The following is a 22,006-nucleotide window of genomic DNA, read 5'->3' as shown; positions in this document are numbered from 1 at the left end:
ACAACAAGAGTTAACGCAGGCTAATCAATGATTCTGATAATTTATGCCCATCCCTATCCGCATCACTCGCATGCGAATAAGCGGATGCTTGAGCAGGCAGGGACGCTGGACGGCGTAGAAATACGCTCTCTTTATCAACTTTACCCCGATTTTAATATCGACGTCGCCGCCGAACAGGCGGCGCTGGCCCGTGCGGATCTGGTTATCTGGCAGCATCCCTTACAGTGGTACAGCGTCCCGCCGCTGCTGAAGCTGTGGATGGACAAGGTGCTGTCACACGGCTGGGCCTACGGTCATAACGGCATCGCGCTGCGCGGTAAATCGCTGATGTGGGCGGTCACCACCGGCGGCGGCGAAAGCCACTTCGATATTGGCTCCTTCCCCGGTTTTGAGGTGCTGGCCCAGCCGCTGCAGGCCACCGGCCTGTACTGCGGGATGAAGTGGCTGCCGCCGTTTGCGATGCACTGCACGTTTATCTGCGACGATGAAACCCTCCAGGCGCAGGCGCGCCACTATCGACAACGCTTAATCGAATGGCAGGAGGCGCACAATGGATAGCCATACGCTGATACAGGCGCTGATCTATCTCGGATCCGCCGCGCTTATCGTACCGATTGCCGTGCGTCTTGGCCTCGGCTCGGTGCTGGGGTATTTGATCGCCGGCTGTATTATCGGCCCGTGGGGCCTGAAGCTGGTGACCGACGCCGAGACGATCCTCCACTTTGCCGAAATCGGCGTGGTGCTGATGCTGTTCGTTATCGGCCTCGAGCTTGACCCGCAGCGCCTGTGGAAGCTGCGGGCCTCGGTATTTGGCGGCGGTGCGCTGCAGATGGTGGTTTGCGGGGCGTTGATTGGCCTGTTCTGCATGCTGCTGGGAATGCGCTGGCAGGTGGCAGAGCTTATCGGCATGACGCTGGCGCTGTCGTCTACGGCGATCGCGATGCAGGCCATGAATGAACGTAACCTGACGGTTTCGCAAATGGGGCGTAGCGCCTTTGCGGTGCTGCTGTTTCAGGATATCGCGGCCATCCCGCTGGTGGCGATGATCCCGCTGCTCGCCACCAGCGGCGGCTCAACCACGCTGTGGGCGTTCGCCCTGTCGGCGCTGAAGGTGGCGGGCGCGCTGGCGCTGGTGGTGGTGCTGGGTCGCTACCTGACCCGACCGGTGCTGCGCTTCGTTGCCCGTTCCGGCCTGCGCGAGGTGTTCAGCGCCGTAGCCCTGTTCCTGGTCTTTGGTTTTGGGCTGCTGCTGGAGGAGGTCGGGCTATCGATGGCGATGGGTGCCTTCCTGGCCGGGGTGCTGCTGGCCAGCTCTGAGTACCGTCACGCGCTGGAAAGCGATATTGAACCGTTCAAAGGCCTGCTGCTGGGGCTGTTCTTTATTGGCGTCGGGATGTCGGTAGATTTTGGCACCCTGGTGAGTCATCCCCTGCGCATTTTGATTCTGCTGGTCGGCTTCCTGGTTATTAAAGGCGTCATGCTGTGGCTGATTGCGAAACCTCTCGGTGTACCGCGCGCCCAGCGCCGCTGGTTTGCGGTGCTGCTGGGGCAGGGGAGCGAGTTTGCCTTCGTGGTATTCGGCGCCGCGCAAATGGCCGAGGTGCTGGATAGCGAGTGGGCCAAGGCGCTGACCCTGGCGGTGGCGCTGTCGATGGCGGCGACGCCGATTCTGCTGGTGCTGCTGACCCGGCTGGAAAAATCATCCTCCGGGCAGGAGCGCGAGGCCGATGAGATTGATGAGGAGCAGCCGCGGGTGATTGTCGCCGGCTTTGGCCGCTACGGACAGATTGCCGGCCGCGTGCTGCTCTCCGGCGGCGTGAAGATGGTTATCCTCGACCACGATCCAGACCACGTTGAGACGCTGCGTAAATTTGATATGAAGGTGTTCTACGGCGACGCAACGCGGGCCGATCTGCTGGAGTCGGCGGGAGCGGCAAAAGCGGAAGTGCTGATCAACGCCATCGACGATCCGCAGGCCAGCCTGCAGCTGGTTGAGCTGGCGAAAGAGCACTTCCCGCATCTGCAAATTATCTCGCGGGCCCGCGATATCGATCACTATATTCAGCTGCGCCAGGCCGGGGTCGAGGCGCCCGAACGTGAAACCTTCGAGGCGGCGCTGAAATCCGGGCGCATGGCGCTGGAAGCCCTCGGTCTGGGCGCCTACGAGGCGCGCGAGCGCGCCGACCTGTTCCGCCGTTTCAATATCAAAATGGTGGAAGAGATGGTGGAGATGGCGGAAAACGATTCGGCTTCCCGCGTGGCGGTCTTTAAGCGCACCAGCGATATGCTGACCGGCATCATCAACGAAGACCGCACCCATCTGTCGCTGATCCAGCGCCACGGCTGGCAGGGTACGGAAGAGGGCAGGCACACGGGGGACATCGCCGATGAGCCGGAGAATAAACCTTCAGCGTAAGGCATCGCTTAGGGTATAGCGCGTCGTTCTAATCTGGCGGCTCACAAGGCTGACGTGGGCTCGCCAGCAAATCCGAAAATTTTCGTATTCTTTACCCTCCGTCCAGTCGACGAAGTATTATGCTTTCCGTATAGTGGCGGCAATTTTTTGTATTTGGGAAATATTCAATGATCAGTCTGATTGCGGCGTTAGCGGTGGATCGCGTCATTGGTATGGAAAACGCCATGCCATGGAACCTGCCTGCCGATCTCGCCTGGTTTAAACGTAATACGTTAAACAAGCCGGTGATTATGGGTCGTCTGACCTGGGAATCTATCGGTCGTCCGCTGCCTGGCCGTAAAAATATCGTCATCAGCAGCCAGCCAGGGAGTGACGATCGCGTGCAGTGGGTTAAATCGGTTGATGAAGCGATTGCCGCCTGCGGCGACGTTGAAGAGATGATGGTGATCGGCGGCGGCCGCGTGTACGAGCAGTTCCTGCCGAAAGCCCAGAAGCTCTATTTGACGCATATTGATGCTGAAGTGGAAGGCGATACCCACTTCCCGGATTACGACCCGGACCAGTGGGAGTCGGTATTCAGCGAATTCCACGACGCCGACGCGCAGAACTCGCACAGCTACTGTTTCGAAGTTCTCGAACGTCGCTAAGTCCGTCCCCGGTAGCGCCGAGCTTCCGGGAACAGGGCTTCTCAGATTACCCGGATAGCGTGCAGCTATCCGGGATCTTTCTCAGGAGGCAACCGCCTCACCTTCATGCAGATCCTTCTGCCGGTTCGACGGCTGGGTGAAGTACGCCTTGTCTTCCCAGCGCAGGCAGGTGAGATCTCCCCCCCAGCAGCAGCCGGTATCCAGGGCATAAATGCCGTCAGGCGTCCCGCGCCCCTCCAGCGAAGCCCAGTGGCCAAAGGCAATGCTGTACTCGTTCGCTACCGGTCCGGGGATGGCAAACCACGGCTTCAGGGGCGCCGGGGCGTCCTCCGGCGCTTCTTTGGTATACATATCCAGCTGCCCGTTCGGGAAGCAGTAGCGCATGCGGGTAAAGGCGTTGGAGATAAAACGCAGTCGCGCAAGGCCGCTCAGCTCGTTGCTCCAGTTGTTGGGCATGTCGCCATACATGGCGTCGAGGAAGAACGGATAGGAGTCGCTGGAGAGCACCGCTTCAACGTCGCGCGCGCACTGCAGCGCCGTTGGCAGATCCCACTGCGGCGTGATGCCGGCATGGGCCATCACCAGCTTTTTCTCTTCATCAATCTGCATCAGCGGCTGGCGGCGCAGCCAGTTGAGAAGCTCATCGGCATCCGGCGCTTCCAGCAGCGGCTTGAGGCGATCTTTCGGCTTGTTGCGGCTAATGCCGGCGAAGACCGCCAGCAGATGGAGATCGTGATTGCCGAGGACAATACGCACGCTGTCGCCCAGGGATTTTACGTAGCGTAAAACCTCCAGCGAGCCCGGGCCGCGGGCGACTAAATCGCCGGTGAGCCACAACGTATCGCTGCCGTGAGCAAAAGCAACCTGCTTTAATAATGCGATCAGTTCATCGTAGCAACCGTGAACGTCGCCAATAAGGTATGTAGACATGGTTTTAGTGAATGAGCGTTGGTACTGCGAGACGGAAAACAGGGATGTCGACGGAGAACGGCGCACCGTTCACGTCGATCATAGCGTAATGTCCCTGCATGGTGCCCAGCGGCGTTTCAATAACCGCGCCGCTGGTGTATTGAAACTCCCCGCCAGCGGGAATATGCGGCTGCTCGCCGACAACCCCTTCACCCTGAACCTCAGTCTCACGACCGTGACCGTTGGTGATAAGCCAGTAGCGGCCAAGTAGCTGAACCTGACTCCGCCCCAGGTTGCGGATGGTGACGGTATAAGCGAAGACGTAACGATCGTTTTCCGGAGAAGACTGCGATTCGATATAGACGCTTTGTACCTGTACACAAACTCGGGGCGAATTGATCATGGTTAGCTCTCCTTGGTGGGCGAGTTTTCAGTTAACCAGTTAGCTAGCTGACAATACTGCGCCACGGAAATATTCTCTGCACGTTTCGCCGGGTCGATGCCCAGCTCGGTCAGCACTTCAACGCTGAACAGATTGCCGAGGCTATTACGAATCGTTTTCCGGCGCTGGTTGAACGCTTCGGTGGTGATTCGGCTCAGTACGCGAACCTCTTTGACCGGATGCGGCAGCGTGCGATAGGGCACCAGGCGCACCACGGCGGAATCGACTTTAGGCGGCGGCGTAAAGGCGGTCGGCGGGACTTCAAGCACCGGGATTATCTGGCAGTAATACTGCGCCATGACGCTCAGTCGACCGTACGCCTTGCTGTTCGGACCGGCAACCAGGCGATTGACGACCTCTTTTTGCAGCATAAAGTGCATGTCGGCAATGGCATCAGTATAGCTGAACAGGTGGAACATCAGCGGTGTGGAGATGTTGTAAGGCAGGTTGCCGAATACGCGCAGCGGCTGACCCATGTTCTGCGACAGCTCGCCGAAGTTCATGGTCATGGCATCCTGCTGATAAATGGTCAGCTTTGGCCCTAAGAACGGGTGCGTTTTCAGACGGGCGGCCAGGTCGCGGTCCAGCTCGATAACGGTGAGCTCGTCCAGACGTTCGCCTACCGGCTCGGTCAGCGCGGCCAGGCCCGGGCCGATTTCGACAATCGCCTGACCTTTCTGTGGATTAATGGCCGAGACAATACTGTCGATCACAAACCGATCGTTGAGAAAGTTTTGCCCGAAGCGTTTACGGGCTAAGTGGCCCTGATGGACTCGATTATTCATTGCGTATTAACAATCATTTTAATGGCGAGATTAAGCGCCGTGATAAAACTGCCGACATCCGCTTTCCCCAGGCCCGCCAGTTCCAGCGCGGTACCGTGGTCAACGGAGGTTCGAATAAAGGGTAAACCGAGCGTAATGTTCACGCCACGGCCGAAGCCCTGGTATTTTAGCACGGGAAGACCCTGATCGTGGTACATCGCGAGCACCGCATCGGCGTGGTCGAGATATTTGGGCTGAAAAAGGGTATCAGCCGGCAGCGGCCCGCTGAGATTCATCCCCAGGGCGCGCATCTCTTCCAGCACCGGAATGATGGTGTCGATCTCTTCCGTGCCCATGTGGCCGCCTTCTCCCGCGTGCGGGTTCAGGCCGCAGACCAGCACGTGCGGATGGGCAATGCCAAACTTGTGCCGCAGATCGTGGTCAAGGATGGTGATGACTTCACGCAGCAGGTCGGGGGTAATGGCGTCACTGATCGCTTTCAGCGGCAGATGCGTGGTCGCCAGCGCGACGCGAAGCTCTTCCGTTGCCAGCATCATCACCACTTTACTGGCCTGTGCCCGCTCTTCAAAGAACTCGGTATGTCCGGTGAAGGCGATCCCGGCGTCGTTGATATTGCCTTTATGGACCGGCCCGGTAATTAATGCCGCAAACTCGCCGTTCAGGCAGCCGTCGCAGGCGCGCGCCAGGGTTTCCACCACGTAGCTGCCGTTGCGCACGTCCAGCACGCCGGGCGTTACCGGGGCGTTCAGCGTGACGGGAAGCAGGGTCAGGGTGCCGGCGCGCTGCGGGGCGGCGGGGCGGGACGGGTCGTAGGGCTGAAGCAATAAAGGAAGACCGAGCCGTTGGGCTCGGTCAGATAACAGTGCGCCATCGGCGCAAACCACCAGTTCAACCGGCCAGTCGCGCTGCGCAAGCTGCGCGACGAGGTCAGGCCCAATCCCGGCAGGTTCCCCGGGAGTGATGACAACACGATTCATACACTTCATCCTTCAGGCTATTTCCTGGTTGGCTACGCCGTTGGCGGTTCATCCATGAGCCTTGCCCGTTTGGGGCCGTCGCAGGCAACGTTAGGGAGCGGCATCGCCCCGCGGGCTCATCGGTCGGCCCGGGGGCGCTATGCGCTTGCCGCCCGATACGCGTGGAACGTCTGGCGTATCGGGCGGTAAATTAGTTACTCAGAACTTTGACGTAAGCGCTGGCGCGCTGTTCCTGCATCCAGGTCGCCGCTTCTTCCGAGAACTTACGGTTCATCAGCATCCGGTAGGCGCGATCTTTCTGCGCCGCGTCGGTTCTGTCAACCTGGCGGGTGTCCAGCAGCTCGATCAGGTGCCAGCCAAAGGAGGAGTGCACCGGAGCGCTGGTCTGGCCTTTGCTCATGTGCATCAGCGCATCGCGGAACGCCGGGTCGAAGATATCGGTGGTTGCCCAGCCCAAATCGCCGCCCTGGTTAGCAGAGCCCGGATCTTCAGAAAACTCTTTCGCTGCTTTAGCGAAGGTGGTTTTTCCGCTCTTAATGTCCGCTGCGATCTGCTCCAGCTTGGCCTTCGCCTGGGCATCGTTCATGATCGGCGACGACTTCAGCAGAATGTGGCGAGCGTGGACTTCGGTCACAGAGATATTCTTGCTTTCGCCGCGCATATCGTTGATTTTCAGGATATGGAAGCCAACGCCGGAGCGGATCGGGCCGACGATGTCGCCTTTCTTCGCGGTGCTCAGCGCCTGGGCGAAGATCCCCGGCAGCTCCTGAATACGACCCCAGCCCATCTGGCCGCCTTTCAGCGCCTGCTGGTCGGCAGAGTAGCTGATCGCCAGCTTGCCGAAGTCTGCGCCGCTGCGCGCCTGCTCAACGATAGAGTTCGCCTGCTCCTGCGCGGCAGCAACCTGGTCAGAGGTTGGGTTTTCCGACAGCGGAACCAGGATGTGGCTCAGGTTCAGCTCGGTGCTGGCGTCGTTCTGATCGCCAATCTGTTTTGCCAGAGATTCAACTTCCTGCGGCAGCACGGTAATGCGGCGACGCACTTCGTTATTACGCACTTCTGAAATCAGCATCTCTTTGCGGATCTGATTACGGTAGGTGGCGTAGTTCAGACCGTCATAGGCCAGACGGCTGCGCATCTGATCCATGCTCATGTTGTTCTGCTTTGCGATGTTGGCAATCGCCTGATCGACCTGGTCGTCAGAGATTTTCACGCCCATCTTCTGGCCCATCTGCAAAACAATCTGGTCCATAATCAGTCTTTCGAGGATCTGATGACGTAGGGTGGCATCATCCGGCAGCTGCTGGCCGGCCTGGCCGGCGTTAAGCTTAACCGATTGCATCAGGCCATTGACGTCGCTTTCAAGAACAACGCCATTATTGACGACAGCCGCTACTTTATCGACCACCTGTGGGGCAGCGAAACTGGTATTCGCGATCATGGCGATACCGAGAAGCAGCGTTTTCCAGTTCTTCATACTTTTTCCATTTCAATTAACCGCAAATGCGGATTACGTTTTAAACCAGCCACATCACAGGGAGTTCTGGTACGGTAAAATGTTCGAACGCAGCATCTGCTGGGTGCCGAGACCGTAGTTGGAGCTCAGGCCGCGTAGCTCAATGTTGATGCCAAAGGTGTTATCGTATTTGCTCTCGCCGTTGCCGTTGTTATCCCAGCCGTTGATCTTACGTTCATAGCCGAGACGAATCGCGTAGCAGCAGGAGTTATACTGGACCCCTAACATCTGGTTGGCGCTCTTTTTGGTATTGGTATCAAAGTAGTATGCGCCGACGACGGACCAGCGATCGACTACCGGCCAGCTGGCGGTCATACCCACCTGAGAAATACCGTTTTTGTACTGCTCAGCGGTTGAATACGAAGGCAGCGTGGCCTGAATGTATTCCGGGCTGGCGTAACGATAGTTAAGTTGGACTAAGCGGTTTTCGTCGCGACGGTATTCAACGGTGCCGTTACCGGTTGCGACGTTATCCAGACGTGTATCGTACTGAATTCCCCCGCGTAAACCCCAGTCATCGGCGATGCGCCAGTAAGTATCTCCGGCCCAAACCAGTGAACCCCTTGTGTCGTTATTCTCCCAGTTGATGTTGTCATCACCGGTACGTGACTCGGTGAAATAATAGATTTGACCAACGGAAATATTAAAACGTTCAACGGCGGCTGCATCATATACGCGAGACGTGACGCCGGTGGATACCTGGTTTGCGGATGCAATACGGTCCAGGCCGCTGTAGGAACGGTCGCGGAACAGGCCGCTGTAGTCCGATTGCAGCAGGGTGGAGTCGTAAGAACCGATGTTGCTCTGGTCGCGATACGGGATGTACAGGTACTGCACGCGCGGTTCGAGAGTCTGGGTAAAGCTCTCCTGCATATCGCGCTCGAAGACCATTTTGCCGTCGATTTTAAACTGCGGCATCACGCGGTTAACGGACTCTTTGTAGTCCGTATTGTTGGCCGCGTTGTAGTCGTCGAGGTTGCTCTGCTGATAGTGGGTCGCCAGCAGCTTGGCTTCGGTATTGATGCTGCCCCAGCCGTTAGACAGCGGCAGATTGATCGTCGGCTCAAAGTGGACGCGGGTCGCTTCCGGCATGTTGCCGTTAGTATTAACGAAGTGCACCGCCTGACCATAAAGATGGGTATCAAACGGACCGACATCGTTCTGGTAGTAGTTAACGTCCAGCTGCGGCTGAGCGGCATAGGAGTTGCTCGAATCGCGGTTAAAGACCTGGAACTGTTTGGTCGACACGGTGGCGTCGAAGTTCTGGTTGACGTAGCCGGCGCTGAATTTCTGCGTGGCGTAGCCGTCGGTACTGGAACCGTATTTCGAGCTGAAATCGTTAAAGTAGTCCGGATCGCTGACCTTGGTGTAGTCGGCGTTAAGGCGCCACACCTGGTCGATGACCCCGGAGTGGTTCCAGTAGAACAGCCAGCGGCGGCTGTTGCTGTCGCTGGAGTGATCGTCCTGGTAGACCTTATCGGACGGCAGGTAGTCAAACTCGAACAGGCCCGTGCCGGCTTTGGTCAGATAGCGGAATTCGTTTTCCCACATCACGCCGCCGCGCTTGTTCATATAGTGCGGCGTCAGGGTGGCGTCGAAGTTAGGCGCGATATTCCAGTAGTAAGGAAGCGAGAACTCGACACCGTTTTTGGTGCTGTATTTGGCGTTAGGGATCAGGAAGCCGGAACGACGTTTATCCCCGACCGGCAGCTGCAGGTAAGGGCTGTAGAAAATAGGCACGGAGCCGAGCTTAAAGCGCGCGTTCCAGATCTCCGCCACCTGCTCTTCGCGGTCGTGGATAACTTCGCTTCCGACGACGCTCCAGGTGTCAGAACCCGGCAGACAGGAGGTAAAGCTGCCGTTTTCCAGAATGGTGTAGCGGTTTTCACCGCGCTGCTTCATCAGATCGGCCTTGCCGCGGCCCTGACGGCCGACCATCTGGTAGTCACCTTCCCAGACATTGGTATCTTTGGTGTTCAGGTTTGACCAGCCTTTCGGGCCTTTCAGGATCACCTGATTATCGTCATAGTGAACGTTGCCCAGTGCATCGACCGTGCGCACGGGCTGAGGCTGGCCCGCTGCCTGCTGCTGATGAAGCTGAACCTCATCCGCCTGAAGACGGCTATTCCCCTGATTAATGTCGACGTTACCCGTGAACGTGGCATTATCCGGATAGTTGCCCTTCGCATGATCGGCATCGATCGTCACCGGCAGCTCGTTAGTTTTACCTTCAACGAGGGGACGATTATAGCTTGGGACGCCAAGCATACACTGCGTGGCGAGATCGGCAGCGAGGCCCTGTTGGCTATACAAGGCGCTGGCAATCATGGTGGCCAGGAGGCTGGGAATACGTTTTTTCATACGTTGTATTTGTTGTTCCGTCATCTTGTGGCAGCGGCTTGCAAACGGTCAGAGCCTAACGTACTCATCTTCATCGCGCTAGTGTTAATCCTGCCCGTTTCAATCCCGAGCGTTAGGCACCGTGTAGAATGACGAGTATGATAAAGCAAATTATAGGCTATGTCCCACAATTGACCGAAGCGTCAGTGCTTTGTAACGTGCGGTCATATATAGCTTAACTGGCGGCATAAAGTTTGGGGAGTCTATGCAGTATTTGGGAAAAATAATTGGGGTTGCGGTTGCGCTGATGATGGGCGCGGGCTTCTGGGGCGTGGTGCTGGGCTTATTGGTCGGCCATATATTCGATCGCGCGCGCCGTCGGCGGATCAACGTTTTTGCTAACCAGCAGGAGCGACAGTCGCTGTTCTTTTCCACCACCTTTGAGGTGATGGGTCATCTGACCAAATCGAAAGGACGCGTGACCGAAGCCGATATTCACGTTGCCAGCATCCTGATGGATCGCATGAATCTGCACGGCGAGTCGCGCACGGCGGCACAGCAGGCGTTTCGCGTAGGGAAATCTGATGATTACCCGCTGCGCGAGAAAATGCGTCAGCTGCGCAGCGTCTGTTTCGGCCGTTTTGATTTGATTAGGATGTTTCTGGAAATTCAGCTGCAGGCGGCCTTCGCCGACGGTGAATTACACCCTAATGAACGTGAAGTTCTGTTCGTTATCGCCGACGAGCTGGGGATCTCGCGCGCCCAGTTTGAGCAGTTCCTGCGCATGATGCAGGGCGGAGCCCAGTTTGGCGGCGGCTCGCAGCAGCACTCCTCCAGCCAGGGCCGCGGCCAGGCCGGCTGGCAGCAGGCGCAGCGCGGGCCGACCCTTGAGGACGCCTGCAACGTGCTGGGCGTGAAGCCGACCGACGACGCGGCAACCGTCAAGCGCGCCTACCGCAAGCTGATGAGCGAGCACCATCCGGATAAGCTGGTGGCGAAGGGCCTGCCGCCGGAAATGATGGAGATGGCGAAGCAGAAGGCTCAGGATATTCAGAAGGCCTGGGAGCTGGTCAAAGAGCAGCGCGGCTTCTGATTTACCGACCTCTCCCGCCGGGGAGAGGTTTCAGGACGAGCTCCTGGCGCGGCGGTACATCCGCCGCGGATGGCCAATTTTACCGTACAGCATTTCCACTTCCAGAAAGCCCGTTTCCACGCAGTGTTCCAGGTAGCGGCGGGCGGTCGTTTTACTCAGGCCGGCGTCGTTCACCACCTCATCGACCGAAAAACAGTGCGCTTCCCGCCCGTTAAACAGGTTCTGCACCAGCGCCAGCGTTTTTTCCTCAATCCCTTTGCTGCCGCTATCGGCGCGAAAGTTTTTCGCCTGCAGCTGGTACAGCGAATCAACGTTTTGCTGATCGACAATCTTCCACTCCCGCTGCTGGTCGTAAAACTGAACGAAGCGCTCGAGAGACTGGCTCAGCCGTTTCCAGGAGACCGGCTTCAGAATGTAGTCGAAGGCCCCGTTGCGAATGGCCAGGCTGCAGGTTTCCATGTCGCTGGCGGCGGTAATAAAGATAACCGAGCAGTTGGCGCTTGCCAGCAGCGGGTCGGTCATCAGCGTCACCCCTTTACCGTCGGGTAAATAGTTGTCGAGCAGCACCAGCTGCGGCGGGCTGGCGTTGAGCATCTGCCGCGCCTGGGTGAGCGAGGCGGCCATGCCTGCCAGCCGCATGCGCGGGTGTTTTTGAATCAGCTCGGCGTGCAGCCGCGCCAGCTCGCTCTCATCTTCGACGATCAGAACATCGACCAGGTCATGATGCATAGTGTGCCCCTTGTGGCGGGTGGGCCGGACCGTCGGCGGGAATAAACAGCGTAAAGATGGCCCCGCGCGGCGTGTTATCGGCAACCTCGATGGTGCCGCCAGCCTGAGTGACATAGTGTTCAATAAGATACAGGCCGATGCCGTGATCGCCACGGGTTTTAGTGGTGACGCCGCGTTCGAAAATTCGCTCGCGGATCTCCGGGCGGATGCCGACGCCGCGATCGGCCACTTCAATCATCAGCTCCCGGGCGTTGAGCTGAATCAGCACCTCTACCGGCTCGTGCGGCAGCTCGGCGCGCTGGGTGGCTTCGATGGCGTTATCCAGCAGGTTGCCGATAATCGAGATGAGCTCTGATTCGATTAGCGACGGCAGCGGTCGGTCGATGTGGCAGGCGGGGTCGAAGCTCAGCTCGACGCCTTTCTCGCGCGCCCGGGCGGCTTTACCCAGCAGCAGGCCGCAGAGCGTCGGCGAGCTAAAGCGGGATGAAATAAAGTCCAGCAGCTCCTGGGCATGCTCCGACTGCGCCTGAATATAGCGAATGGCCTCGTCGTAGTGGCCCATGTGCAGCAGGCCGGAAAGCGTCGTCATGCGGTTCAGCTGCTCATGACGCATGATGCGCAGGTTATCGACATAGCGTTTCACCTGGCTGAGCTGGGCGCTAAGGGAGTTGATTTCGTCCCGGTCGCGGAAGGTGATCACCCAGCCCTGCAGCGAGTTTTCCAGCATGATGCGCACCCGGCTGGCGAGGACGGTGAGCTGGTTGAAGCGGCATAGCTCGTCGTGCGTGTCGCTTTCCAGCATCTCGCCGCTGGCGAAAAACGGCTGCGGCACGATGACGCTATCGATCGACTGCCCGCGCAGCCGGTGTGCGGGCTGGGTCAGGCCGAGCAGGCTGCGGGCGGCGTGGTTAATGACCTTGATGCGGCGGGTGTGGTCGATAACGATAACCCCTTCATAGATCGATTCCATCATCGCCTTTTGCTGGCGCACCAGCAGGCCGATTTCCCGCGGCTCGAGGGAGAAGATCTGCTTCTTGATGCTGCGGGTGAAGTACCAGGAGAAGATAAACAGCGCAACCAGCAGCAGCACGGCGGCGACGAAGATATTGATGACTTTTTGCAGCGTAATGCTGTCGAGGTAGCTGGTGAGGTAGCCAACGGACACAATCCCCACCACCCGGCCCGCGTCGTCACGCACCGGCGCCTTGCTGCGCAGCGAAATCCCGAGCCCGCCTTTGCGGATGGTGGTAATGGTTTTCCCTTCCAGCACCGCCTGATTATCGCCGCCAACCAGCCGGGTGCCGACCCACTCCGGGTGCACGGAGTGGAACAGATGCACGCCCTGCGCGTCGCCAATAACAATAAAGCTGGCGTCGCTGTGGGTGGCGATTTCCTGCATAAAGGCGTTTATCGCCTGCGGATCCTTGCGGGCAACCTGCTGGCGTAAATTGGGCATCAGGGCGATCTCTTCGGCCTGTATTTTGGCGCGGGTGCTCATTTCCTGATAAAGCTGATGGCTGGCATCGAAATAGTAATACACGCCCAGCAGGGCAAAGAGGATCGAGAAAAATGCCACCAGGGAAATAAACAGCTTAAATTGAAAGGAAACTTTCATAGGCCTTGTACAGAGTCTCAGTAAGGCGGGCAAGTCACGAGCGGCCGCTTACGCCGGGGTCAGGGAACAGAATCGATCCGCGAAGCCTATTTATAAATGATCTCCAGGGCTGCGACAAAAAACCATAAAAACCACGCTAATAAATCAGAGATATATCACGCCGGGAATAGAAACCATAAAAACCATAGTGCCCATTAAAACTTCATTTTTAATCTGGCGACCCTCACATTAAGTCGGCTTATTCCCCCCTAGTCTGAAGATGAATAATAACTAAAGGGCTAAACCTATGAGCACCACCGACGAAGCATTCTCTGCGACCCTCGACCCCATCGATACCCCAAAGGCCACGCTGAAGCAGCGCTGGTGGCACGTTATGGACAACCGTAAAGTCGGGATTATCCCGCTGCCGCTGTTCCTGCTGGCCGGGGGCTTAATTGCACTGGACTGTCTGGGCGGCAAGCTGCCGAGCGACATTGTGGTCATGGTGGCGACGCTGGCTTTTTTTGGCTTTGCCTGCGGCGAGTTTGGCAAGCGCCTGCCGATTCTCGGCAAGCTCGGCGCGGCGGCGATCTGCGCGACCTTTATTCCCTCGGCGCTGGTTCATTACGGCCTGCTGCCGGACGTGGTGGTGGAATCCACCACCAAATTCTACAAGTCGACCAATATTCTCTATCTCTACATCTGCTGCATTATCGTCGGCAGCATTATGAGCATGAACCGCACCACGCTGATTCAGGGGTTCCTGCGCATTTTCTTCCCGATGCTCTGCGGTGAAGTTGTCGGCATGCTGGTTGGCGTTGGCGTAGGGACCGCGCTGGGCCTGGAGCCGTTCCAGGTCTTCTTCTTTATCGTCCTGCCGATTATGGCCGGCGGCGTAGGGGAAGGGGCGATACCGCTGTCGATTGGCTACGCCGCGCTGATGCATATGGACCAGGGCGTTGCGCTGGGCCGCGTCCTGCCGATGGTCATGCTGGGCAGCCTGACGGCGATTGTTATCTCCGGCAGCCTGAATCAGCTGGGCAAGCGCTTCCCGCATCTGACCGGCGAAGGCCAGCTGATGCCGAACCGCAGCAACGAAACGCATCATGAAAGCGTCGGCGACGAAAGCGCTGACGGCAAAACGGACGTGGCGACGCTGGCATCCGGGGCGCTGCTGGCGGTACTGCTCTATATGCTGGGGATGCTGGGGCAAAAGATGATTGGCCTGCCGGCGCCGGTGGGGATGCTGTTCCTGGCGGTGCTGCTGAAGCTGGCTAACGGCGTATCGCCGCGCCTGCAGGAGGGCTCGCAGGTGGTGTATAAGTTCTTCCGCACCGCGGTGACCTATCCGATTCTGTTTGCCGTTGGCGTCGCGATTACGCCGTGGCAGGAGCTGGTTAACGCCTTCACTATCACCAATCTGCTGGTGATTATCAGCACCGTTTCCGCGCTGGTGGCGACCGGGTTCTTCGTCGGTAAAAAAATCGGTATGCATCCGATCGACGTGGCGATTGTCTCCTGCTGCCAGAGCGGCCAGGGTGGGACCGGCGACGTGGCGATCCTCACCTCCGGCAACCGCATGAACCTGATGCCGTTCGCCCAAATCGCCACCCGCATCGGCGGAGCGATCAATGTCTCTCTGGGCCTGCTGTTTCTGAGCCACTTTATGGCGTGATTTAGTTCTGTGCTAACAGGAAAAACTGCTATTTCCCACCACGGGACGAAGAAAATTTCTTTGTCCTGTATCCTAAATTCTGTGCATTTAGCGATACAATCAGCAGCGAAATCCGTTATCGCGACGGCCCCTGCCGCCGTTATTTTATTCAGTGAAGGAGAGGAATTAATGTCCGTGGATACTCCCGCCCGTGCGGGCGCCAGCGTTGAAAACCTGCTGGCGGTGAAAGCGCAGCGTGAAGCTCGTCAGAGCGAGTTGTTAACCCATTATCAGCAGCCGGTTATTTCGCTTACCCTGGTGACGCCGGGCGCGGAGAAAGACAGCATCCGCTATCGCAACATGATGGGCGTGGCGCTGCAGGCTTTCGATCAGCTGCTGTGGAAACACCGTTGGCAAACGCTGGACCGCCAGGTTAAGTGGCTGCCAACCGGGCCGGAAGCGCTGTGGTGCGTTGAGCACTCGGCCAGTGAAATTAACGCGCTTTGCACGGAGCTGACGCAATCCCATCCGCTGGGGCGTTTATGGAATATCGAAGTGATTTGCCCGACGGAGGGCCTGCAGGGCCGCTCGTCTGCCGCTGAGAGCAACGATCGCCACCCGCAGCAGTCGGCCGCTCACGTAGAGCAGATGATTGACGCGTGGTTTGCCCGCGACTAACGGATGATAGCGTGAGGAGCCCCGTTCCTGCTGCGCTTAGCGCAGGGGCGGGGAGGGTGGTAGCCCGGGCAAGGTGTTTAAACCGTCGCCCGGGAAATCAGAAGTTAGCAACCCGCCGTCAGAAGTCGACCGGCGCGCGGAAGGTCATCGCGTTACCGAAAGCGGGATGGGTGATGGTCAGCATCTCCGCGTGCAGCAGCAGGCGTGGGGCCATGGCCAGCGCTTCCGGCGTCGCATAAAAGCGGTCGCCGAGAATCGGATGACCGAGGGCCAGCATATGCACGCGCAGCTGGTGCGAGCGCCCGGTAATCGGCTTCAGGCGCACGCGGGCGCTGTTATCGTCCGCGTACTCCAGCACCTCATACTCGGTTTGCGCCGCCTTGCCGGTTTCGTAGCACACCTTCTGCTTAGGCCGGTTCGGCCAGTCGCAAATCAGCGGCAAATCCACCAGACCTTCTGCTTTCTGCGGGTGACCCCACACGCGGGCGACGTACTGCTTCTTCGGCTCACGCTCGCGAAACTGACGCTTCAGCTCGCGCTCTGCCGCTTTGGTCAGCGCCACCACAATCACGCCGCTGGTGGCCATATCCAGCCGGTGAACCGACTCGGCCTGCGGAAAGTCGCGCTGCACGCGCGTCATCACGCTGTCTTTATGCTCCTCCAGGCGCCCCGGTACGGACAACAGGCCGCTCGGCTTGTTGACCACCATAATGTGCTCATCCTGATAGAGGATAACCAGCCAGGGATCCTGCGGCGGATTGTAGTTTTCCATCGCCATATTCGCGTTCCGTTACTGGTGAGTGACGACGATTAAGCGCAGCGCATCGAGACGCCAGCCGGCCTGGGCCAGCGCATCCATCACCTGCTGACGGTTGCTCTCAATGGCCGACAGTTCGTCATCGCGGATGTTCGGGTTCACCGCTTTAAGCGCTTCCAGACGCGACAGCTCCGCCGACAGCTTGTCGTTAGCCTCATCGCGCGCCGCGTCGATCAGCGCCTGAGCGGCTTTCGCGACCTGCGCTTCGCCGAGCTGGAGGATCGCGTGAACGTCCTGCTGTACCGCGTTGACCAGCTTGCTGCCGGTATGGCGGTTAACGGCGCTCAGCTGGCGGTTGAAGCTCTCAAACTCCACCTGACCGGCGAGGTTGTTGCCGTTCTTATCCAGCAGCATGCGCACCGGCGTAGCCGGCAGGAAGCGATTAAGCTGCAGCTGCTTCGGCGCCTGCGCTTCGACGACGTAAATCAGCTCGAGCAGCAGCGTGCCGACCGGCAGCGCCTTATTCTTCAGCAGCGAGATGGTGCTGCTGCCGGTATCGCCGGAGAGGATCAGGTCCAGACCGTTGATAATCAGCGGATGCTCCCAGGTGACGAACTGCGCGTCTTCGCGGGAGAGCGCGACGTCGCGCTCGAAGGTGATGGTGCAGCCGTCTTCCGGCAGGCCCGGGAAGTCCGGAACCAGCATATGATCCGACGGGGTCAGCACGATCAGGTTCTCGCCGCGATCGTCCTGGTTGACGCCGACGATATCAAACAGGTTCATGGCAAAGGCGATCAGGCTGGTGTCGTCATCCTGCTCTTCAATGCTTTCGGCGAGCGCCAGCGCCCCTTCGCCGCCGTTGGAGTGGATCTCCAGCAGGCGGTCGCGGCCCTGCTCCAGCTGCGCTTTCAGCGCGTCGTGCTGCTGGCGGCAGGATTTAATCAGCTCGTCGAAGCCGTCGGTGGTTTCCGGCGCGGCAAGGTAGTTAATCAGCTGGTCATGGACGCTATCGTAAACGGTACGGCCGGTCGGGCAGGTGTGCTCGAAGGCATCAAGCCCTTCGTGATACCAGCGGACCAGCACCGACTGGGCGGTTCTTTCCAGGTACGGCACGTGGATCTGAATATCGTGCGCCTGGCCGATACGGTCCAGACGGCCAATACGCTGCTCCAGCAGATCCGGGTTAAACGGCAGATCGAACATCACCAGGTTGCTGGCGAACTGGAAGTTGCGGCCTTCGGAGCCAATTTCAGAACACAGCAGCACCTGCGCACCGGTGTCCTCTTCGGCAAACCACGCGGCGGCGCGGTCGCGTTCGATGATCGACATGCCTTCGTGGAAGACCGCGGCGCGAATACCTTCACGCTCGCGCAGCACCTGCTCCAGCTGCAGCGCGGTGGTGGCTTTCGCGCAGATCACCAGCACCTTCTGCGAACGGTGGCTGGTCAGGTGGCCCATCAGCCACTCGACGCGCGGGTCGAAGTTCCACCAGGTTCCGCTATCGCCTTCAAACTCCTGATAGATCTGCTCCGGATAGAGCATATCGCGAGCGCGCTCTTCGGCGGTTTTACGCGCGCCCATAATGCCGGAGACCTTGATGGCCGTCTGGTACTGCATCGGCAGCGGCAGGCGAATGGTGTGCAGCTCGCGTTTCGGGAAGCCTTTCACGCCGTTACGGGTGTTACGGAACAGAACGCGGCTGGTGCCGTGGCGGTCCATGAGCATGGAGACCAGCTCCTGACGCGCGGACTGGGCTCCGTCGCGATCGCTGTTGGCGGTCTGCAGCAGCGGCTCGATATCCTGCTCGCCGATCAGCTCGCCGAGCATGTTCAGATCGGCATCGCTCAGCCTGTTGCCTGCCAGCAGCAGGGCGACGGCGTCGGCGACCGGGCGGTAGTTCTGCTGCTCTTCAACGAACTGGGCGAAGTCGTGGAAACGGTTTGGATCCAGCAGGCGCAGACGGGCGAAATGGCTCTCCATCCCCAGCTGCTCCGGCGTGGCGGTCAGCAGCAGGATCCCCGGCACGCGCTCGGCCAGCTGTTCAATCGCCTGATATTCACGGCTCGGCGCCTCTTCGCTCCACACCAGGTGGTGCGCCTCATCGACGATCATCAGGTCCCATTCGGCATCGCACAGGTGCTCAAGGCGCTGCTTGCTGCGGCGAACAAAATCCAGCGAGCAGATAACCAGCTGCTCGGTTTCAAACGGGTTGTAGGCATCGTGCTGCGCTTCGGCATAGCGCTCGTCGTCAAACAGCGAGAAGCGCAGGTTGAAGCGGCGCAGCATTTCGACCAGCCACTGGTGCTGCAGGGTTTCCGGAACGACGATCAGCACGCGCTCGGCGGCGCCGGCAAGCAGCTGCTGATGCAGGATCATCCCGGCTTCGATGGTTTTACCGAGCCCGACTTCATCCGCCAGCAGCACGCGCGGGGCGTGGCGACGGCCAACGTCGTGGGCGATGTGCAGCTGGTGCGGGATCAGGCTGGTGCGCTGGCCGCGCAGGCCGCTCCACGGCATCCGGTACTGCTCGCTCTGATATTTACGCGCGCGGTAGCGCAGCGCAAAGCGGTCCATACGGTCGATCTGCCCGGCGAACAGGCGATCCTGCGGCTTGCTGAAAACCAGCTTGCTGTCGAGCAGCACTTCACGCAGGACCACGTTGGCTTCTTCGGTATCCAGACGGGTACCGGTATAGGCCAGCAGGCCGTTCTCTTCATTTACTTCGTCAACCTGGAGCTGCCAGCCTTCGTGGCTGGTGATGGTGTCGCCCGGATTAAACATCACGCGGGTGATCGGGGAGTCGTTGCGTGCGTACAGACGATTTTCGCCGATGGCGGGGAAAAGAAGGGTAACCATGCGCGCATCCAGCGCTACGACCGTCCCTAATCCCAGTTCGCTCTCTGTGTCGCTAATCCAGCGTTGACCAAGTGTAAAAGGCATATGTGTTCGGCTCTTTAGTTCTTAAATTGCAGGCAATAGTTGATCATCTCCGAATAGGCTGGAGAGGGATCAAGATTGGGTCCAGGAGTGGAAAGGGCGCTATGGTACTGGATGCCGCGGTGATAGTCACCTGTCAAAATAGCCCCAGCTGCCCTGTCACTATTGTAGCAAAATCATCGTCGACAAAGGGAAGAATTCCTTCCGCGACCGGCTGTAATTGTTTCGACAAATAGTGATCGTAATCGAGCGGCGACTGCTGATAATCGACCGGCTCCGGCCCGCCGGTGGTCCAGACATATTTGATGCTGCCGCGCTGCTGGTACTGCTGCGGCCTGCCCAGCCTGACGTTGTGCTCGTCGGCAAGCCTTGCCGCGCGGACGTGCGGCGGAACGTTGCGCTGATATTCCGCCAGCGGCCGGCGCAGCCGCTTGCGGTAGATAAGCCGATCGTCGAGCTCGCCGTTCATCAGCCGATTAATCGTCTCCAGAACGTAGTCGCGATAGGGCTGGTTGCGGAAAATGCGCAGATATAGCTCCTGCTGAAACTGCTGCGCCAGCGGCGTCCAGTCGGTTCGCACCGTCTCCAGCCCTTTAAAGACCATTCTCTGCTCCTGCGCCTCCTGAATCATCCCGGCGTAGCGCTTTTTGCTGCCGGTATCGGCGCCGCGGATAGTCGGCATTAAAAAGCGGCAGAAGTGGGTTTCAAACTCCAGCTCGAGGGTGCTGGTGAGGCGCGATTTCCCCAGTTCGGTGGCCCACCAGTCGTTGACGTAAGCCACCAGCGACCGGCCGATGTTCGCCGCCTCCTGTTCATCATGGGCGCGCCTGAGCCAGACAAAGGTGGAGTCGGTGTCGCCGTAGATAACGTCATAGCCCTGCGACTCAATCAGCGCTTTGGTCTGGCGCATGATGGCGTGGCCGCGCATGGTGATTGACGAGGCCAGGCGCGGGTCGAAAAAGCGGCAGGCGCTGGTACCGAGCACGCCGTAAAAGGCGTTCATAATGATCTTCAACGCCTGCGATAGCGGCTTGTTTTTATGCCGCTTGGCGTCGTCGCGCCCGTGCCAAATCTGGCCGACGATATCCGGCAGACAGTGCTTCTCGCGGGAGAAGCGCGCGCCGAGAAAGCCTTCTGTGCTGTGCTCGTCATCGGGCTGGGCGCTGCCTTCGACGAGCCCCACCGGGTCAATCAGAAAGGTGCGGATAATCGAGGGGTACAGGCTTTTGTAGTCCAGGACCAGCACCGAATCGTACAGGCCGGGACGGGAGTCCATCACGTAGCCGCCGGGGCTGGCCTGCGGCGGCACTTCGCCGAGATTGGGCGCAACGTAGCCCAGCCGGTGCATGCGCGGAAAATAGAGGTGGCTGAAGGCGGCCACCGACCCGCCGTGGCGGTCGGCGGGCAGGCCGTTAACCGTGGCGCGCTCCAGCAGAAAGGGCACGATCTCCGTTTTCTGGAAGATGCGCGTCACCAGCTCGCAGTCCTGCAGGTTGTAGGTTGCCAGCGCGGGCTTATCCTCGCTGAAGCGGCGGTCGATTTCGTCCATCCGATCCCAAGGATTATCAATCGCTTTGCCTTCACCCAGCAGCTCGCGCGCGACCGTCTCAAGCGAAAAAGAGGGGAAGTTCCAGAACGCCGATTTCAGCGCCTCAATGCCGTCGATAATCAGCCGCCCGCTGGCCTGGGCGAAGAATACGCCATTTTTAAAACCGTGCTCGCGCCACTCCAGCTCGCTGTTGCCGCGGCCGAGCAGCAGCGGAATACGGTAGCGCTCGGCGTGTTTTTGCAGCACGCGCAGGTCGAACTGGACGACGTTCCAGCCGATCAGGATGTCCGGGTCGTGGGCGGCAAACCAGGCGTTGAGCTTTTCCAGCAGCTGCGGGCGGCTGGCGACGTACTCCAGCTGAAAATCGACCGCGGGAGCGGTCGCCGGCTCTGGCCCGAGCATGTAGACAACCCGCTGGCCGCAGCCCTCCAGGCCGATGCAGTACAGCTCGCCGTGGCGGCTGGTTTCGATATCCAGCGAGACCCATTTCAGCGGCGGCCGGTAGTGCGGGCTGGCCTTCATGCGGGCGTTGATCAGCCGCGCGCCGCGCGCTTCGCCTTCGACCCAAACCGGCGCGGTAATAAAGCGCTCCATCAGATAGCGTTCCGGGGGGCGGACATCGCCTTCGTAGACGGTCACGCCCTGTTCGCGCAGCTTCTTTTCCAGGCGCATCAGCTGGCGATGGGCGCGGCAGTAAAGGCCGAAAACCGGCTGGCGGTGAAAGTCTTTCAGGGTGAGCGGGGCGAGGCGCAGGCCATTTTCGCCCTGCAGCAGGCGCTCAGCCTGGGCGCGCTGCGCTTCGGGGATAAAGGCCACGGACTCCTGCGGTGGCAGGGTGACCTGAAGGGGGCCGTCGTCGGTTGCCAGCCAAAAGGTCAGCTCCGTACCCTGGGGGGTATCCCGCCAGTGACGGGTCAATAAAAAACCTTCTCGTGGCTGAGTCACGCCGCGCTCTCATCAAGTCAAACCAGGCCTGAGTATAG

General features: G+C 59.3%; 17 protein-coding genes. 6 read left to right on the top strand and 11 right to left on the bottom strand.

Features of this window, described 5'->3' with window-relative positions:
- Positions 1–27 precede the first annotated feature (27 nt).
- From kefF to folA, 3 genes are all read left to right on the top strand, one after another.
- On the top strand, positions 28–558 hold the full coding sequence (kefF, locus tag HCK03_RS22460; protein WP_041144006.1) for a glutathione-regulated potassium-efflux system oxidoreductase KefF: 531 nt from the start codon (positions 28–30) through the stop codon (positions 556–558).
- Positions 551–2,416 carry a glutathione-regulated potassium-efflux system protein KefC gene (gene kefC / locus HCK03_RS22455; RefSeq protein ID WP_167692208.1) on the top strand — a complete coding sequence of 622 codons (1,866 nt, stop codon included), beginning with the start codon at positions 551–553 and terminating at the stop codon, positions 2,414–2,416. Before kefF ends, kefC begins: the two co-directional genes overlap by 8 nt.
- 167 nt (positions 2,417–2,583) lie before the next feature.
- The gene (gene folA, locus HCK03_RS22450) at positions 2,584–3,063 is read left to right on the top strand and encodes a type 3 dihydrofolate reductase (protein ID WP_041144008.1); all 480 of its coding nucleotides are present in this window, start codon (positions 2,584–2,586) and stop codon (positions 3,061–3,063) included.
- An 81-nt stretch (positions 3,064–3,144) separates the two neighbouring features.
- Here the strand turns inward: folA and apaH are convergent, their stop codons facing one another.
- The 6 genes from apaH to lptD form a co-directional block, all read right to left on the bottom strand.
- A complete protein-coding gene (apaH, locus tag HCK03_RS22445; RefSeq protein WP_167692207.1) occupies positions 3,145–3,993 on the bottom strand; it encodes a bis(5'-nucleosyl)-tetraphosphatase (symmetrical) ApaH in 849 nt (282 codons plus the stop codon).
- A gap of 4 nt (positions 3,994–3,997) precedes the next feature.
- Positions 3,998–4,375 (bottom strand): Co2+/Mg2+ efflux protein ApaG, encoded by a 378-nt coding sequence (gene apaG / locus HCK03_RS22440; RefSeq protein ID WP_041144010.1) that lies wholly within the window; start codon positions 4,373–4,375, stop codon positions 3,998–4,000.
- Between the two features lie 2 nt (positions 4,376–4,377).
- Positions 4,378–5,199, bottom strand: coding sequence for a 16S rRNA (adenine(1518)-N(6)/adenine(1519)-N(6))-dimethyltransferase RsmA (rsmA, locus tag HCK03_RS22435; RefSeq protein WP_041144011.1), 822 nt, complete (start codon positions 5,197–5,199; stop codon positions 4,378–4,380).
- Positions 5,196–6,185 (bottom strand): 4-hydroxythreonine-4-phosphate dehydrogenase PdxA, encoded by a 990-nt coding sequence (gene pdxA / locus HCK03_RS22430; RefSeq protein ID WP_041144012.1) that lies wholly within the window; start codon positions 6,183–6,185, stop codon positions 5,196–5,198. The genes rsmA and pdxA overlap by 4 nt, the downstream gene beginning before the upstream one ends.
- 181 nt (positions 6,186–6,366) lie before the next feature.
- Positions 6,367–7,653 (bottom strand): peptidylprolyl isomerase SurA, encoded by a 1,287-nt coding sequence (surA, locus tag HCK03_RS22425; RefSeq protein WP_041144013.1) that lies wholly within the window; start codon positions 7,651–7,653, stop codon positions 6,367–6,369.
- A 54-nt stretch (positions 7,654–7,707) separates the two neighbouring features.
- Positions 7,708–10,053, bottom strand: a complete 2,346-nt coding sequence (lptD, locus tag HCK03_RS22420; RefSeq protein WP_041144014.1) for an LPS assembly protein LptD — start codon at positions 10,051–10,053, stop codon at positions 7,708–7,710.
- A gap of 244 nt (positions 10,054–10,297) precedes the next feature.
- On the opposite strand from lptD, the gene djlA reads away from it, so the two are divergent.
- Complete coding sequence (djlA, locus tag HCK03_RS22415) at positions 10,298–11,125, top strand: co-chaperone DjlA (RefSeq protein WP_041144015.1); 828 nt, start codon at positions 10,298–10,300, stop codon at positions 11,123–11,125.
- A 30-nt stretch (positions 11,126–11,155) separates the two neighbouring features.
- Here djlA and HCK03_RS22410 read toward each other — a convergent pair whose 3' ends face one another.
- Both HCK03_RS22410 and HCK03_RS22405 read right to left on the bottom strand, forming a co-directional pair.
- On the bottom strand, positions 11,156–11,854 hold the full coding sequence (locus HCK03_RS22410; protein WP_167692206.1) for a response regulator: 699 nt from the start codon (positions 11,852–11,854) through the stop codon (positions 11,156–11,158).
- A complete protein-coding gene (locus tag HCK03_RS22405; RefSeq protein WP_167692205.1) occupies positions 11,844–13,469 on the bottom strand; it encodes an ATP-binding protein in 1,626 nt (541 codons plus the stop codon). The genes HCK03_RS22410 and HCK03_RS22405 overlap by 11 nt, the downstream gene beginning before the upstream one ends.
- A 286-nt stretch (positions 13,470–13,755) precedes the next feature.
- On the opposite strand from HCK03_RS22405, the gene HCK03_RS22400 reads away from it, so the two are divergent.
- Entirely contained in the window at positions 13,756–15,123 is a 1,368-nt protein-coding gene (locus tag HCK03_RS22400) for a 2-hydroxycarboxylate transporter family protein (RefSeq protein ID WP_167692204.1), read from the top strand.
- A 168-nt stretch (positions 15,124–15,291) separates the two neighbouring features.
- A complete protein-coding gene (gene citX / locus HCK03_RS22395) occupies positions 15,292–15,780 on the top strand; it encodes a citrate lyase holo-[acyl-carrier protein] synthase (protein ID WP_041144019.1) in 489 nt (162 codons plus the stop codon).
- Between the two features lie 118 nt (positions 15,781–15,898).
- Here citX and rluA read toward each other — a convergent pair whose 3' ends face one another.
- The 3 genes from rluA to polB all read right to left on the bottom strand — a co-directional run bounded on the left by rluA (position 15,899) and on the right by polB (position 21,968).
- Positions 15,899–16,558, bottom strand: coding sequence for a bifunctional tRNA pseudouridine(32) synthase/23S rRNA pseudouridine(746) synthase RluA (gene rluA / locus HCK03_RS22390; RefSeq protein ID WP_041144020.1), 660 nt, complete (start codon positions 16,556–16,558; stop codon positions 15,899–15,901).
- Between the two features lie 12 nt (positions 16,559–16,570).
- A complete protein-coding gene (gene rapA, locus HCK03_RS22385; RefSeq protein WP_115193578.1) occupies positions 16,571–19,477 on the bottom strand; it encodes an RNA polymerase-associated protein RapA in 2,907 nt (968 codons plus the stop codon).
- Between the two features lie 133 nt (positions 19,478–19,610).
- Entirely contained in the window at positions 19,611–21,968 is a 2,358-nt protein-coding gene (gene polB / locus HCK03_RS22380) for a DNA polymerase II (protein ID WP_167692203.1), read from the bottom strand.
- Positions 21,969–22,006: the final 38 nt, after the last annotated feature.

This window comes from Klebsiella terrigena (assembly GCF_012029655.1).
Lineage (GTDB): Bacteria > Pseudomonadota > Gammaproteobacteria > Enterobacterales > Enterobacteriaceae > Klebsiella > Klebsiella terrigena.
This window is presented reverse-complemented; position numbering and strand designations above follow the sequence as displayed.

Bases quoted from the DNA above. Each gene is read 5' to 3' on its own strand.
- kefC (WP_167692208.1), top strand. From the start codon at position 551: ATGGATAGCCATACGCTGATACAGGCGCTGATCTATCTCGGATCCGCC.
- HCK03_RS22410 (WP_167692206.1), bottom strand. From the start codon at position 11,854: ATGCATCATGACCTGGTCGATGTTCTGATCGTCGAAGATGAGAGCGAG.
- surA (WP_041144013.1), bottom strand. From the start codon at position 7,653: ATGAAGAACTGGAAAACGCTGCTTCTCGGTATCGCCATGATCGCGAAT.
- pdxA (WP_041144012.1), bottom strand. From the start codon at position 6,185: ATGAAGTGTATGAATCGTGTTGTCATCACTCCCGGGGAACCTGCCGGG.
- citX (WP_041144019.1), top strand. From the start codon at position 15,292: ATGTCCGTGGATACTCCCGCCCGTGCGGGCGCCAGCGTTGAAAACCTG.
- djlA (WP_041144015.1), top strand. From the start codon at position 10,298: ATGCAGTATTTGGGAAAAATAATTGGGGTTGCGGTTGCGCTGATGATG.
- apaG (WP_041144010.1), bottom strand. From the start codon at position 4,375: ATGATCAATTCGCCCCGAGTTTGTGTACAGGTACAAAGCGTCTATATC.
- HCK03_RS22405 (WP_167692205.1), bottom strand. From the start codon at position 13,469: ATGAAAGTTTCCTTTCAATTTAAGCTGTTTATTTCCCTGGTGGCATTT.
- folA (WP_041144008.1), top strand. From the start codon at position 2,584: ATGATCAGTCTGATTGCGGCGTTAGCGGTGGATCGCGTCATTGGTATG.
- lptD (WP_041144014.1), bottom strand. From the start codon at position 10,053: ATGAAAAAACGTATTCCCAGCCTCCTGGCCACCATGATTGCCAGCGCC.
- kefF (WP_041144006.1), top strand. From the start codon at position 28: ATGATTCTGATAATTTATGCCCATCCCTATCCGCATCACTCGCATGCG.
- HCK03_RS22400 (WP_167692204.1), top strand. From the start codon at position 13,756: ATGAGCACCACCGACGAAGCATTCTCTGCGACCCTCGACCCCATCGAT.
- rsmA (WP_041144011.1), bottom strand. From the start codon at position 5,199: ATGAATAATCGAGTCCATCAGGGCCACTTAGCCCGTAAACGCTTCGGG.
- rapA (WP_115193578.1), bottom strand. From the start codon at position 19,477: ATGCCTTTTACACTTGGTCAACGCTGGATTAGCGACACAGAGAGCGAA.
- rluA (WP_041144020.1), bottom strand. From the start codon at position 16,558: ATGGCGATGGAAAACTACAATCCGCCGCAGGATCCCTGGCTGGTTATC.
- apaH (WP_167692207.1), bottom strand. From the start codon at position 3,993: ATGTCTACATACCTTATTGGCGACGTTCACGGTTGCTACGATGAACTG.